The 14,259-nt window shown below is 36.5% G+C and carries 12 protein-coding genes; 9 read left to right on the top strand and 3 right to left on the bottom strand.

The window, feature by feature from the left end:
- Positions 1 to 1,084: 1,084 nt before the first annotated feature.
- The 3 genes from DS031_RS23645 to DS031_RS10795 all read left to right on the top strand — a co-directional run bounded on the left by DS031_RS23645 (position 1,085) and on the right by DS031_RS10795 (position 2,043).
- Positions 1,085 to 1,312 carry a hypothetical protein gene (locus tag DS031_RS23645; protein ID WP_181833108.1) on the top strand — a complete coding sequence of 76 codons (228 nt, stop codon included), beginning with the start codon at positions 1,085 to 1,087 and terminating at the stop codon, positions 1,310 to 1,312.
- 232 nt (positions 1,313 to 1,544) lie between these two features.
- The gene (locus DS031_RS23640; protein WP_181833107.1) at positions 1,545 to 1,703 is read left to right on the top strand and encodes a hypothetical protein; all 159 of its coding nucleotides are present in this window, start codon (positions 1,545 to 1,547) and stop codon (positions 1,701 to 1,703) included.
- A 49-nt stretch (positions 1,704 to 1,752) separates the two neighbouring features.
- Positions 1,753 to 2,043 (top strand): hypothetical protein, encoded by a 291-nt coding sequence (locus DS031_RS10795; protein ID WP_113806085.1) that lies wholly within the window; start codon positions 1,753 to 1,755, stop codon positions 2,041 to 2,043.
- A 254-nt stretch (positions 2,044 to 2,297) separates the two neighbouring features.
- Here DS031_RS10795 and DS031_RS10790 read toward each other — a convergent pair whose 3' ends face one another.
- A complete protein-coding gene (locus DS031_RS10790; protein ID WP_181833106.1) occupies positions 2,298 to 3,179 on the bottom strand; it encodes a TetR/AcrR family transcriptional regulator in 882 nt (293 codons plus the stop codon).
- 297 nt (positions 3,180 to 3,476) lie between these two features.
- Between DS031_RS10790 and DS031_RS10785 the strand changes: the two genes are divergently transcribed.
- The 4 genes from DS031_RS10785 (at position 3,477) to DS031_RS10770 (ending at position 10,881) form a co-directional block, all read left to right on the top strand.
- The gene (locus DS031_RS10785) at positions 3,477 to 4,943 is read left to right on the top strand and encodes an MDR family MFS transporter (protein ID WP_245947346.1); all 1,467 of its coding nucleotides are present in this window, start codon (positions 3,477 to 3,479) and stop codon (positions 4,941 to 4,943) included.
- Positions 4,944 to 5,275: 332 nt separating this feature from the next.
- Entirely contained in the window at positions 5,276 to 6,466 is a 1,191-nt protein-coding gene (locus DS031_RS10780; RefSeq protein ID WP_113806082.1) for an RNA-guided endonuclease InsQ/TnpB family protein, read from the top strand.
- A 234-nt stretch (positions 6,467 to 6,700) separates the two neighbouring features.
- Positions 6,701 to 7,984: a DEAD/DEAH box helicase gene (locus tag DS031_RS10775; protein WP_342767241.1), complete on the top strand. Its 1,284-nt coding sequence runs from the start codon at positions 6,701 to 6,703 to the stop codon at positions 7,982 to 7,984.
- Complete coding sequence (locus DS031_RS10770) at positions 7,981 to 10,881, top strand: DEAD/DEAH box helicase (RefSeq protein WP_113806081.1); 2,901 nt, start codon at positions 7,981 to 7,983, stop codon at positions 10,879 to 10,881. The genes DS031_RS10775 and DS031_RS10770 overlap by 4 nt, the downstream gene beginning before the upstream one ends.
- Before the next feature lie 128 nt (positions 10,882 to 11,009).
- On the opposite strand, the gene mutT is transcribed toward DS031_RS10770, so the two are convergent.
- Together mutT and DS031_RS10760 are read right to left on the bottom strand one after the other, a co-directional pair.
- Positions 11,010 to 11,411, bottom strand: coding sequence for an 8-oxo-dGTP diphosphatase MutT (mutT, locus tag DS031_RS10765; RefSeq protein WP_113806080.1), 402 nt, complete (start codon positions 11,409 to 11,411; stop codon positions 11,010 to 11,012).
- A gap of 183 nt (positions 11,412 to 11,594) precedes the next feature.
- Positions 11,595 to 11,921 (bottom strand): YnfA family protein, encoded by a 327-nt coding sequence (locus tag DS031_RS10760; protein WP_113806079.1) that lies wholly within the window; start codon positions 11,919 to 11,921, stop codon positions 11,595 to 11,597.
- 218 nt (positions 11,922 to 12,139) lie between these two features.
- Between DS031_RS10760 and DS031_RS10755 the strand changes: the two genes are divergently transcribed.
- Together DS031_RS10755 and DS031_RS10750 are read left to right on the top strand one after the other, a co-directional pair.
- Entirely contained in the window at positions 12,140 to 12,850 is a 711-nt protein-coding gene (locus DS031_RS10755; RefSeq protein ID WP_113806078.1) for a LytR/AlgR family response regulator transcription factor, read from the top strand.
- Positions 12,851 to 13,067: 217 nt separating this feature from the next.
- Entirely contained in the window at positions 13,068 to 14,069 is a 1,002-nt protein-coding gene (locus DS031_RS10750) for a LacI family DNA-binding transcriptional regulator (protein WP_113806077.1), read from the top strand.
- Positions 14,070 to 14,259: the final 190 nt, after the last annotated feature.

The following is a 14,259-nucleotide window of genomic DNA, read 5'->3' as shown; positions in this document are numbered from 1 at the left end:
TGGCATCCACAATCAAAAATTGTCTAAAAGAAGTACCGAATGCATGGGAATCATGACAAACGGTATAGAGGGGTTGGGCGTTTTCAGCACGCCGCTGTGTCAACTCCACTAGTGTTAAGCTTGATGGCACTTAAAATGTTTAAGAGCCATTGAGAAACATTAGAAACCCCTACTTCAACCGTAGGTAAGTAGGGGAGATTCATTAGATAGAAAAAGTACTTATTTATTTAATGCTTTTTTCCTGTTTTTATCATGAGAACTATTTCTACATGAAAGTTTATTCTGAATAAAATTATTTGTTCATATAGTGGGGAGGTAGTAAAAATTATTAAAGAGAGGAGTTAGAATGAGTCCAGAACACGAGAGATAACCAAAATGTAAATCAGTCAACATGTCCGGAGGGATGCTGTACAGGAGGGGAACTTCTTTGTATTGCTATACCGTCTCCATTGACAATTGTTGTTCTCGGTATTGAAGTAACACTTGAATTACCATGTTTAAGGTTAACTTCTGGTGATAATCTAACTTCAGAACAAGTGAGTCAATTACTTGATGATACTTACAAGCTTGCTGGGTAATATAAATCTTTCCAGTTCGCCTTAAGTTTCTTATGAAAGGGAGATGATCGTGAGTAAAGTGATTTGTTATCAAGGGTCTCATTATTATGTAGTGACAGAAAACGACCTTTATTATTTCTGTATTCGACTCAATCAACGACATAAGTTAGATGAAAAATATGGGATATCAAAAATACAAATACCTAAACAGGAATGCGAGGTTTACTAAACGTGGGGGTTCTTTAAAATAGAGCGCTTTTATACTTTTTATTTAAATAGGCAACCTAGGAAAACGATTATAAGTTAACATAATGGTTAATTTTTAAATTAAAAGAGTGTCTTGATCCAATATTGGAGCAAGACACTCTTTTATTACTATAATATGTAAACTCAATTTGCATAGAGTATACAAAAATAATCCTTTAAAAATAAAACAAAAACGAAAAAGGGAAAGTTAATTGATTCAAATTTCCTCTCAATAAGTGATTTCGTCTATTGCAAATTGTTTTGCTGTCCTTGGGACATAGATGATTGTGCTTGTTGAATTTGTTGCTGAGCCTGTTGAAGCTGCTGTTGTGCTTGTTGTAATTGCTGCATTTGTTGTGGATTTGCTTGACTTCCTGCTTGGTTTTGAGCTTGTTGAATTTGCTGTTGAGCTTGTTGAAGCTGCTGCTGTGCTTGCTGCATTTGCTGTGGGTTTGCACTTGCTTGAGCTGCTTGAACCGCTTGTTGTGCTTGTTGAGCAGAATTCATAGCTTGCTGCAGTTGTTGCTGTTGATTTTGTTGTGTCATAAATATGACCTCCTGAATAATAAATTTTATTGAGTATTTAAAATAAAACTCAACGTTAATTAAACTTTGCCAATTCAAGGCGATTTATACAAAAAATTTCTATTTTAAAGAAAATGAAACACAATTGTAAACGAAAAGTGCAAGCATCTCTAAATTGATAACGTATAATAAATAAAGTTCTTTTGAGGTGAAAATATGGAATTTGTTCTGTTTACTATGGAGGAAGCTGAAGAGATCATCCAAAAAAGAGTAAACGAAATCTTAAAAAATAATGATACAATAAATTTTGAAAAACTTCCTGGCCTTATTGAGGCTTTAAAAATTATAACTGACTATAAGGAGACAGGAAAATAATTTTATTTTCCTGTTTTTTTAGTTTTTGTGAAGGAGGTAAACAGTAAATATGGATACTGTTCAGGAATTAAAAGCTTTGATCCATTCCCCTTATTATTATGATCAATCAAATAACCTTATTTATAATAAAGTGGAGTTTTATATTAGTTCAACCAGCCATCCTAATCAAATCAGACAAGCTACAGTAACATTTGAACCAAATGGTCAGTATTTTCAGGTGATTATTTATGATCCATCATTTGATATTCATTTTTTTAGAGAACATTTTGATGTTAGACAAGAAGCTGTAAAGCAAGATGTTCAAATGGTTTATTGTATTTTTTTGAATGTTTATGATTGAATTTTATCGTTTTCTCTTTACCGCGAAACTCATTTTTTCTAAGATTTCTTGAAGCAATAAATAATGAACTAGTAGGTCAAGTGGTATAACAAATCACTTCATTTTTCAACGACAAGGTGCCTAAGTGAGAGACGGAATACTGCTTAGACACCTTCTTTGTTTGTGGATTGAGATTATCTAGTTTAATGTAGAAAGTAAAAGACTACCTTTACAAAAACAGTTTAGTAAAGGCAGTCTTTTTCAATATGTTTTTATTAAAGCATCATTACATTTTTTAATTGTTTAACTGTACTTGTCAGTTTCTCTTCTTTTTCTAAAAAGGTGAGAAGGGCCATTAGTAAGGTGCGCTTAGGTTGCTCTTTTTCCGTTTCTTCTTTTAATAAAGTTAACGCTTCATTCATTTCCTCACGCCGCGTTTTACCGGCAGGAAGTTCACTTATCATGGCGGCTAGTTTTTCAATTAAATGCTTTGTAACCTGTGCTTTCGTTTCATTTGTTCCTGCCATGCCCCAATTCATATATTTTTCAACTTCAGCTTCCGTTAATAATGGTTTTGGTTCATTTTCAAGATAATGGTGTGCAAGTATATCGATCTGTTTAATAATGAAAGCTGCTGCATCTTCAATTGAAACAGGCTTTTCGTCATGAAGAATCCAAAATAAGTATTCTCTAAGCAGTGCTTTATAAATCGTTACTAAGTCGCCGATATTTGGCTTAATAGAAGCACCATATACATGAACGAGGCACTCTTTATACCAATTCATGAACTTTGCTCTTACACGCAGGCGTAAAGGCATCAGCTTCGGATTTTGTTCAATTGGTATTTCCTGCAGGTCGATAAAAATATATTTATGTTCAATAAAATATTGAAACCGGAAAATAATTTGCTGTAAAAAGCGCTCTTTGTTCGTGCAGCTTGAATCTATACTCATTCGTTCAATTTGTTGGAAGAAATTGTTCTGACATTGATCAAATACGGCGTTAAAAAGGTCTTCTTTAGAGGAAAAATACTTATAGACTGATCCCTTAGCGATTTGACAGTCTTCTGCAATATCTTGAATCGAAGTTGCGGGATATCCATGCTCTTTAAAAAGCTTTGTAGCGGACCTGACAATTTCTAGTTCTGTTGCACCCAAATAAAAAAACTCCTCTCTTGACATTTTGTGACTAATCATACAAAATATTAAACACTGAGTCAATGGTGACCGTTTGTTCATAATAATAAACTATAAGTTTTTAGCTTAGAAAATAAGAAGGTTCAATATTTTTGAATTTAGATGGTATATCTAGCATCCGAGTCTATGATTTGTAAGGGAAGATGCGGTTTATTAAGGAACGGGCTAGTTTATAAATTTTTAAACAGGTGCTTTCGTTTTTTATTAGTTTGTTGGTGAAATGAGTGGAAAATGAAATGGTACGAGGAGGAAAATAGATTGACTGAAAACAGCAGCTCAAACTTTTGGTTAATTATTTTAGCGATCTTTTTTGGAAACTTTATGGCGATTTTAAGTACGACGACCATTAATGTCGCGTTCCCGATTTTTATGGATGTCTTTCATGCGGAGATCCATACCGTGCAGTGGCTGATGGCTGGTTTTTTATTAGCGACGGGTGTCTCAGCGCCGATTGTTGGTTATTTAGGCGATAAATGGAGCTATAAATATCTATATCTTTTTGCATTAGCAGGCTTTACGCTTTGGTCTTTTTTATGTGTGTTTGCTTGGAATATAGAATCACTTATTGCGTTTCGAATTTTACAAGGTTTATTCAGCGGTTTAATTATTCCAACAACAATGACATTAATTTATCAGCTCATCGAAAAAGAAAAACAGGCATTTGCGTTAAGCTTGTGGAGTCTTTCTTCAATGCTTGCTCCAGCGTTTGGCCCAACATTAGGCGGTGTGTTAATTGAATATTTTGGCTGGAAGTCATTATTTATTCTCAATCTTCCCATCGGTATTATTGCGATTGTCGTTGTCTTTTTCTGTATTCCTTACTATAAGTTAAGTAAATTAAAAGGCTTTGATTTTATTGGTTTTACGACCGTAATCTTAAGCAGTACATTACTTTTACTTGTATTCAGTCAAGGAAATCAGTGGGGAATCACTTCTTGGAAGACGCTCACGTTATTAAGTGTAGGAATCGTGTTTTTAGGAGTCTTTATTAAAAGAGAACGATCTATTAAACAGCCGTTATTAAATTTAAGAGTGTTTCAGTTTTCTAGATTTACGTACAGCTTAATTTTAAACTGCATCATTACGGCTTCCATCTATGCCGGATCACTGTTAATCCCGGTATTTATGCAAAATGTTCAAGGCGCATCTGCATTAGAGACGGCGATCGTGCTGCTGCCTGGTTCAATTGTGATGGCATTTCTTTCACCCGTCGTTGGTAAACTGTATGGAAAGATTGGTCCTTTTACATTAGCGATTTCTGGGGTGATTTTATTAATACTCTCAACATGGGAATTAAGTCATTTAACACCGACTTCTTCGCACCTTTATGCGGCAGGATGGATGACGCTTCGCTATGTTGGGATTGCCTTGGCGTTTATGCCGATCACAAATGCTGGGATGTCAGCTATTCCAAAGGAAAATTCAGGTCATGCTTCTGCCGTAACGAACTGGATCCGCCAGGCGACAGGCGCGTTATCAATCGGGATCTTTAGTGCCGTTCTGGCGGCAAGATCGATTTTACATCAGGAAGAGTTAAGTAACGGCGGAATGACTAATAACCAATTGGCTGAAGCACACGGAATGACGCAGGGCATAAACGATGTTTTCTTCATGGCCACTATTATATGTGTGATCGCTCTTCCATTTACATTTTTATTAAAAGAACGAAAAAAAGCTGCACCTGTGATTATTGGTCGTGAAGTTGAGCAGAAAGCGGGTAATTAAGCGAAAAGCAAATTTTAGAATCGGTCGTTTAGTAGATTAGATGATGAAATGTGAATGAGGGCTGTCCCGACCTATAACTCCATTTCTACTATAAAAAAATAGCAGCACAAACCATGGCCGTGGTCTGTGCCGCTATTTTTTTATTTTAGAGGGCAATCTTTTGAATTTAACGAAATTCAGCCAGAAGTCCCCTTCCTCAAAAATTCAATGGCATTTTAGGTGGGGGATGAATGGCGTTTTTGTTTTGGTGTTTGAAAATAAAAAATAATCACATCTTCCTATAGGCGAACTTTTGTTCTTGGCAGTAAAATAGAAGTATGGAGGTGAAACCCATGTATCGCACAATGAAAGTCTCTTTTTCTGCTTCTATTACTACCATTCAAAAGTTGTTTGACATCCGCCGTCTTTGTGCCGTTGTTTGGAATGACTGTGTTCAAATCGCTCGTTATTATTACCGGCTCGGCGGTGGATGGATTACCAAAAGCGACCTTCAAAAAGAAGTGAAAGGCCTTTATCCTCTTCACAGCCAAACGATTCAAGCTGTTGCTCATAAATTCCTACAAGCAAGAGAAGGGGCGCAAAAAGCGAGAAAAGCAGGGTTCAATGTCCGTTATCCTTGGAAGCATAAATTTGTATTCAATCCAAAGTGGGTCGGACAATCGTTTACACTCCAAGGAAAGAACATCACCCTTTCATTAGGAATATGGAATGGCAAACGTCAGCCGAAATTAACACTTAAACTCCCTAAAGTCCCTCCAGGAAACGTAAAAGAAGTCGAAGTAGTCTATGATCGAAAATGGTTGATTTGTCTTTCGTATGAAACGAACATCCAAGAAGAATCCCCAAAACAACAAGGTATCACCGCAAGTATTGACCCCGGAGAAATTCACACCATTGCCAGTGTAACGGAAAATGGTGACAGCCTTGTCATCACCGGCCGCTATCTAAGAAGCATCCACCGTTTACGAAATAAAAAGCTAAAAGAACTGCAGAAACTGATGAGCCGCTGTAAAAAAGGATCCAGACAATGGCGAAAATACAACCGCGCCAAAAAGTATGTGCTGTCTAAAAGTGAGGAACAACTAAAGGACGCGGTTCATAAAACAACGAAACAGTTTGTAGACTGGTGCCTTCACCATGACGTCAATCACGTGGTAATCGGCGATGTAGAAGGGGTCCAGCGAAAAACGAAAAAGAAAAAAAGCAAAAAGACGAATCAAAAGCTGTCCAACTGGTCGTTTGGAAAGCTTTATGCCCTTCTCGTCTATAAACTAAAAGCAAGAGGCATGACCATTGAAAAAGTTGACGAGCATTTTACTTCCCAAACATGTCCTGTTTGTGGAAACCGCAAAAAAGTCAGCCATCGAACATACCAGTGTCCATGCGGTTATAAAGAACATCGTGATCTTCATGGCGCAAGGAACATTCTTACCACACAGCTGTATGGGAAGATGATCTACTATCCGCTTCATGATCCCATGTATGTAAGACCCACGTATCTACGACCTGCAGTTTCAGCTTAAGAAGACCTTTTTCTGCTGGAAGGAAGTAGTAGACGGGCAGAACCGCCCCTTGTTCGTTGTGAAACGCACAAGTTGCCTACGGTGGCAGTTTTCTGTTGGGAGACACGAAACGGAAAGACCACTATCCTGAAAAGGGATGTTTGGTTCCAAGCACAAAGGCAGTGTTGATGACACTTGTTCCAGCTGGGACGGCTTTTGGACTTGCGAACTTCAAACAGGAAACCCCTTCCTCAAGTGCGAAGCGGTAGGGAGGGGAGGTTCATAGAGCCTGTTCCATATCAAGATCAGCTTCTGTTGTCTTTTCATGATATTAAAATTATGGATTTACATCAGGAAAATCTTGCGAAACAGCTTGGTGATAAAAATCGTTTAGTTCGCGGTGTTGCCGGAAGTGGAAAAACGCTTATTCTCGCAAGCAGGGCAAAGCTTCTCACGAAAGAACACCCTGACTGGAAAGTACTGGTGCTTTGCTATAACATTTCGCTTGCGCAAAATATTAAAAACATGGTCGATCATATGATGAATGGACCTGAAAGCTTGTTTGACTTTGATTTCGGTAATGAAGAAGCAGGACAAAATGCGAAAGTTCATCATATTACAGTTCGTAATTTCCACGCGTGGCTTAAGCACGGTTTAAAAATTAGTGAATACCAAATTCCTGACATTATTCAAAAACTTGAAAATAACGAAGCCATTTTACCAAAATATGATGCAATTTTAATTGATGAAGGGCAAGACTTTGCATCAGATTGGTTAAAACTAGTAGGGCTGCTGTTAAATCCAGAGACAAAATCACTTTTACTTGTAGAAGACCGCGCGCAAAATATTTATAAACGAAAACGCAGCTATGTGCAGGATACAGGTCTTGATTTTCGCGGCCGCTCGAAAATCTTAAATATCAACTACCGCAATACATCACAAATTGTAAAGTTTGCGTGGGATTTTTATGAATCACATTCCATCTTGAAAAATAAAGTTGTTAAACGTGAAGCAGAAGGTGTTGAGATTATTTCGCCGTTAAGCACGCGCCGAAAAGGTCCAGAACCAGTGCTTTATTATGCAAACAACTTTAAAGAAGAAATGGCAAAAATCGCTCAAATTATCACTTTTCTTCATCATAAGAAAAACGTCCCATACTCTGAAATTTTAATTCTCTACCGTGTCAAACGAACACATAAACTGCAGGTGATGGACATCATTGAGTACACATTAAAAGGAGCTAACTTTCCTTACTACTGGATCACAAAAAACGAACACAGTAAAAGACAGTTTGATAGAGAAGAAGAAACAATCAAAATCAGCACCATCGACAGCAGTAAAGGTCTCGACTTCCAGGCCGTCTTCATCGTCAACGCCGACAACATGCCGTTTGCGCTTGAAGAAGACAAAGAGCGGGAAGCATCGTTATTGTATATTGGTATGACAAGAGCGAAGGAATATTTGACGATTTCGTATTCGGGGATTTCTGAGTATACGGAGTATTTTGAGGAGATACGGAAGGGGAGGTTGAGTATATGACAAACTTTCTTCAAAATCTAGAAGCTTCTCTACATAAAGGTTTTATTAATAAAGATTTCAGTCGATATGGCAGTTATAAACCTAAGCTGTTAATCAACAACAATAAACAAAATGAAAATGTCCTGAATTCACTGTTAGAAGAGCTTGATCATTGTCAGGACTTTATTTTCTCTGTTGCTTTTATTACTGAAAGCGGCCTTGCCACGCTGAAGTCTCACTTTCTTGATCTTAAAAGAAAGGGAGTAAAAGGGCGAATTTTAACTTCAACTTTTTTAAATTTCAATCAACCTAAAGTATTTCGAGAGCTTTTAAAGATTACGAATATAGAAGTGAGATTAACTACCTTAGAAGGTTTTCATTCAAAAGGGTATATTTTTAATAATGAAACACATTACTCCTTAATTGTTGGGAGCTCAAATTTAACTGCTCATGCGCTAAAGGTAAATTATGAATGGAATGTAAAGTTAACTTCTCATGAAAATGGGGAGATTGTTCATCACTTCAAAAATCAATTTGAAGAAGTATGGGAAGGAGCACGTTCTTTAACAGAAAACTGGATTGCTCATTATGAAAAGAACTATACCCAGATTGTTGATAGAAGAGTAACTGAGCAAATCGCTGATTTCCCAACACCTTATCCAAATAATCCAATTGAAGAAGCGTTAAAAATTGTCCCTAATAAAATGCAGCAAGCAGCATTGAAAGAAATTCAAGCGGTTCGTGAATCTGGTAAAGATAAAGGGTTAATTATTTCAGCAACAGGTACAGGAAAAACCTACTTATCAGCTTTTGATGTAAGAAGCTTTCAACCAAGACGTATGTTATTTATCGTGCACCGCGAGCAAATATTACAAAAAGCAAAATCTGATTTCCAAAAAGTGTTCGGTGGAATTGATGAAGAGTTTGGGATTTTATCAGGTTCAAATAAACAAACGAACGCAAAGTATTTATTTGCGACAATCCAAACAATTTCTAAACAGGAAAACCTGTGTCAATTTGATCAGGAAGCATTTGATTACATTTTAATAGATGAAGTACATAAAGCTGGAGCGAAATCTTATCATAAAGTGATTGATTATTTTCATCCTCGGTTTTTTATGGGCATGACGGCTACACCTGAGCGAACGGACGATTTTAATATTTATGAGCTCTTTGATTATAACGTTGCTTATGAAATACGACTTCAGGAAGCATTAGAAGAAGATATGCTTTGTCCTTTTCATTATTTTGGCGTGACAGACCTTGAATATAATGGAGAAACGATTGATGATACAACAGTACTATCAAAACTTGTAACAGAAGAACGGGTTAATCATATGATTGAAAAACTAGAATACTATGGTTTTTCAGGTAAAAAAGTAAAAGGGTTAATATTTTGCAGTCGAAAAGAAGAAGCAGAGAAACTTGCGGTAGCGATGAATGAAAAAGGATATAAAACCGTTGCATTAACAGGTAGTCATTCACAAGAGGAAAGAGTGGAGCAAGTAAATCGGTTAGAGAAAGGTCATCTTGATTATATTATCACTGTTGATATTTTTAATGAAGGAATTGATATCCCAAGCGTTAATCAAGTCGTAATGTTACGTCAGACACAATCAAGTATTATATTCATTCAGCAGTTAGGACGAGGTCTTCGTAAGCATGAATCAAAGGACTTCGTAACGATTATTGATTTTATCGGGAATTATAAAAACAACTATTTAATTCCGATTGCCCTTTCAGGAGATAGATCGCAAAACAAAGATAATATTCGTAGGCGCATGAAAGATACAAGTTATATTAAAGGAATTTCAACGGTTAACTTTGAAGAAATCGCTAAAAAGCAAATTTTTCAATCGATTAATAGCAGCAATTTAACGGAATTGAAAAAATTAAAAGAAGCGTATGTCGAGCTGAAAAATCGCATTGGCAGAGTGCCATATTTATATGATTTTATAGCAAATCATTCAATTGATCCTTTAGTGATTGTAAGTAAATATTTTAATTACCAGCAATTTTTAATTAAAATGAATGAAGAAATTCCTACCCTATTAGATTACGAAAATAAAGTATTAATGATGTTTTCATTAGAAGTATTAAATGGAAAACGAAAGCATGAAATTCTTTTGCTCGATTTGTTACTTCGAGAAGAGCGAGTTGAATATCAAAAATATTTTAACGAGTTAAAGAAAGAGAATTGCTTAATAGATGACGAAATTATTACTTCGGTTGAGCGCATATTTAGTTTAGAATTTTTTACTCAACAAGATAAAACGAAATATGGGAATGAGCCTATCATTTTACGTAAGGATAACTATTTTACATTTACTGAAAAAATTAGAGGAAGTATAGCTTCAAATGATCATTTTAAAAAATTAGTGATTGATATTGTTCGTACTGCTAATGTAAAAAGTAAAGTCTATGAATGTAACAGGCCTTTTACGTTATATGAAAAATATACACGAAAAGATGCGTGTAGACTTTTAAACTGGGAGAATGACGAAAGATCAACCATTTACGGTTACAAAACAAAATACAACACGACACCAATTTTTATTACGTATCATAAGCATGATGAGGTAGAATCAAGTGTTGCTTATGGTGATGAGTTTTTAAGTCCAGAAGTACTGAAGTGGTATACACGTAGTAATCGAACGCTGCACTCAGAAGAAGTACAAAAAATTATTGAAGCAAAGGAAAATCATAATGAAATTCACATCTTCGTTAAAAAAGACGATGATGAAGGTAGTGATTTTTATTATGTAGGGAAAGCTACTCCAGATGAAAATTCTGTGGAGCAAGCTGTAATGAAAGGAAAAGATGACAAGGATATTCCTGTTGTTCATATGAATATGGTGATGGAGAGAAGTATTGATAATAAGATTTATCATTATATTAAGAGCGGGGAAAACGATTAAAGAATGATTAAGTGAGTAACAGGTCATTATTTTAAAAGAAAAGAATCATCATAAAAGCCATGGAAATGAATTATTTTCAAGGCTTTTATGATGGTAACAAGAAACCTAAAAACAGTTAGGGAAGTGTTTTATTTAGTAACCTTCTCCTCAATTAGCTTATCAATCGTCGGAATATCCGCCGGTGCCCATTCAAGCTCACAAAGATTATCAAGCTTAACCCATTCTAACTTGGCGTGCTCTTTGGCTTCTGGTGTGCCTTCCACAATTTTAGCTTTATATGTCATTAATCTTACAATGATTGTTGGATATTCATGTTCAACATCTTCTACTAAATCAAAAACTTCAATCGTACAGCCAAGCTCTTCTTGAATTTCACGAACCAGCGTTTCTTCTGGTTTTTCACCTTCTTCAATTTTGCCGCCTGGAAACTCCCAGAGGTTAGGTAATGACATGGTTGGAGAGCGCAGAGCGCAGAGGATTTCATTTTTATCGTTTTCGATGATCGCACCGACGACGTTTACTTTTTTCATTGATGTATCTCCTTTCGAGTATGTATTCCTGACTATTTTATCATGAAATGCTGGAACGTCTATTTTGGGGTTAATTTTTTGCATAAGGAAAACCGCCTATATCCAGGATACAAACTGCATATAGTCGGTTTCTTTTGGAAGATGTTTATTTCATTAAAGCCTTGCTGTTTTGAATAAAATTATTTAATTTCGAGGTGCAAACAGCATCACTGAGACACCGGCTAAGCATATGCCGGCACCGATCCAGTCATATAGATCGGGTGTTTTCTTATCAATTCCCCAGCCCCATAATACAGAAAGAACGATAAAGACTCCTCCATATGCAGCATACACTCTACCAAATGACGGGAACGTTTGAAATGTAGCAATAATACCATATAGAGCCAAGGCTATGCCTCCGCAAACTCCCCAATAAAATGGTTTACCTTCTCTTAACCACAGCCAGATTAGATATCCTCCGCCAATCTCGGCAAGTCCTGCAAGTATAAATAGTACGATTGCGTATAACATGTCAGATTCACTCCTCAAAAACTTAACCAGTTTGCTTTATTTTATCATTTTTTTATTCTACCAATTAATGAAGCCGTAAAACACCAAGTTGTCTTCCCACAGCCATTCACGATACAATAAAACATACAAAATATAGGTAAAAAGTTATAAAATAAACCGTATAAAACATTCCACATATGTTCTACAAGCAAGCTTTATGGCAGCAGGGGGGATTAGTTTTGAGAATTTTAATCGCAGAAGATGACGCATCATCAAGAAAATTGTTAAGACATTTTATTGCAAGTATACCGAATTATACAATTGTCGGAGAAGCGGAAGATGGTGAAGAGTTAATTGGGTTTGTCACAAAAGAAAAGCCGGATATCGCTTTAGTTGATATTGGGATGCCTTTATTGAATGGAATGGAAGCTGTTAAAGCATGCAAGGAGCTGTTTCCAGCGCTTCAGGTTATTTTTATTACTGGTCATGATGAGTATGCGCTTGAGGCTTTTGATGTAAAGGCGGTTGATTATATTTTAAAACCGATTGAACGAAATCGATTGTACAGCGCATTAGAACGAGCCTCACAAGCTTCAAATGCACGAGCTGACAAAGCAGAGCGTGGTAAAAAGGAGCTGATGATTAAGCAGCAGAAGAACATGATTTTTATTCCGCTTGAAGAGATTATTTTTATTGAAAGACTGGATCGTAAATCTGTCATTCATACAATAAAGGATACATTTGAAACAAATGAGGCGTTAACGAGCTTAGAGGAGGCACTTGATTCTCGGTTTATGGTTTCACACCGTTCATATATTATTAATGTCGAACGCTTAACGAGAATTGAAGCATCCGGTCAAATGTATAAAGCGTATTTTAAAGATTACAATGAAGCGGCGAGAATTTCGAAGCATAAAGTAGACGAGCTGCAGAAGTATAAATCTCGATAAATAAAGGAACTCAGCACATGCTGCTGGGTTTTTTTATTTTTTTAAAATTTGTGGTTTTTTTGTCTGAATGGACGATTTTCGAGTTTGAAACTAAAAAATCGGTATGTCGAATGGTGTATTTTTATGTTTGAAAGCGCTTAGACAATCGCTTTCATCATGAGTATACTTCAATTAAGCAAGAGCTAAACAGAAACAAAAAAGAAAAGAGAGTTCCAATATGACAGGAATTAAAGAGGTGGCCCAAAAAGCAAACGTTTCAATCGCAACGGTATCAAGGGTGTTAAGTAAGCCGGAAACTGTCGCAAACGAAACGATCAAAAAAGTATTAGAAGTAATAGAAGATTTAAAGTATCAGCCAAATGCGGCAGCCCGTCAGCTTCGAATGTCTGAAACAACAACGATTTTAGTTGTTGTACCGGATATTACAAATACCTTCTTTTCGAAAGTGCTGAGAGGGATCGAGGCTGTGGCGATTAAAAGCGGCTATCAAGTACTGCTTGGCGATGCGGGAAACAGTATTGAACGTGAAAATGGCTATATCAACATCCTTCGGCAAAAAAAGGCAGCTGGAATGATTTTACTAACTGCCGGTGTTGAAGCAAGTGTTGTTGAAGAAATCGCCGCTCAATATCCAGTCGTACTCGCTTGTGAATATTTAGAGGGAGTCGATGTTCCAACCGTTTCGATCGATAATATCAGCAGTGCTAGGAAAGCGACCGAGCATTTAATAAAGCTTGGTCACGAGAGAATCGGCTTTATTTCCGGCCCGATGAACAGCGTGTTAGGACGAGACAGGTTAACAGGATTTTACCAGGCAATGGCTCGGTACAATTTGAGAGTTGAGCCTGACTTAGTCCAGGAAGGCAGCTTCTCGTATGAAAGCGGCTATAATATGATGCTGAAATTTTTAGCATATAACACGGTTCCGACAGCTGTATTTGCGGCGAATGATGAGATGGCGTTTGGAGCAATTAATGCGATCGAGCAAAAAGGATTAACCGTCCCAGATGATCTATCGGTAATCGGATTTGACGATATTCAGTTTGCGTCGATTTTCAAACCGGCACTAACAACGATTTCACAGCCAGCTTTTGAGATTGGTACGAGAGCGATGAAGCTGCTTATAGGTTTAATGAAGAAAGAAGAAATTAGAAAAACACAGTACATTTTAGAAAATAAGCTTGTGCTTAGAGATTCATGTCATAAATGTATCCGCTAAGCCGCTCATTTTTTAAAAAGGTGATGTAAACGTTTACTGATTCTAGTAAATGATGTAACGGATCTAATAAGCAATCATTCTATGTTTAGAGAGTAAAAGACTCTTATACTTTTACGTACGATGTAAACGCTTACGATGTGTATCATTTATTTAAAGCAAAACACTTATGCAGCAGCTGTTTCGATAGACT

This window comes from Bacillus taeanensis (assembly GCF_003318295.1).
GTDB lineage: Bacteria > Bacillota > Bacilli > Bacillales > UBA6769 > Maribacillus > Maribacillus taeanensis.
The sequence above is the reverse complement of the archived record's forward strand: the minus strand, read 5'-3'. Positions and strand labels throughout refer to the sequence as shown.

What these genes read in the sequence shown, in the direction of transcription:
- DS031_RS23645 (WP_181833108.1), top strand. Translation starts at nt 1,085, where the DNA reads ATGATTGTGCTTGTTGAATTTGTTGCTGAGCCTGTTGAAGCTGCTGTT.
- DS031_RS10780 (WP_113806082.1), top strand. Translation starts at nt 5,276, where the DNA reads ATGTATCGCACAATGAAAGTCTCTTTTTCTGCTTCTATTACTACCATT.
- DS031_RS10770 (WP_113806081.1), top strand. Translation starts at nt 7,981, where the DNA reads ATGACAAACTTTCTTCAAAATCTAGAAGCTTCTCTACATAAAGGTTTT.
- DS031_RS10795 (WP_113806085.1), top strand. Translation starts at nt 1,753, where the DNA reads ATGGATACTGTTCAGGAATTAAAAGCTTTGATCCATTCCCCTTATTAT.
- mutT (WP_113806080.1), bottom strand. Translation starts at nt 11,411, where the DNA reads ATGAAAAAAGTAAACGTCGTCGGTGCGATCATCGAAAACGATAAAAAT.
- DS031_RS10760 (WP_113806079.1), bottom strand. Translation starts at nt 11,921, where the DNA reads ATGTTATACGCAATCGTACTATTTATACTTGCAGGACTTGCCGAGATT.
- DS031_RS23640 (WP_181833107.1), top strand. Translation starts at nt 1,545, where the DNA reads ATGGAATTTGTTCTGTTTACTATGGAGGAAGCTGAAGAGATCATCCAA.
- DS031_RS10750 (WP_113806077.1), top strand. Translation starts at nt 13,068, where the DNA reads ATGACAGGAATTAAAGAGGTGGCCCAAAAAGCAAACGTTTCAATCGCA.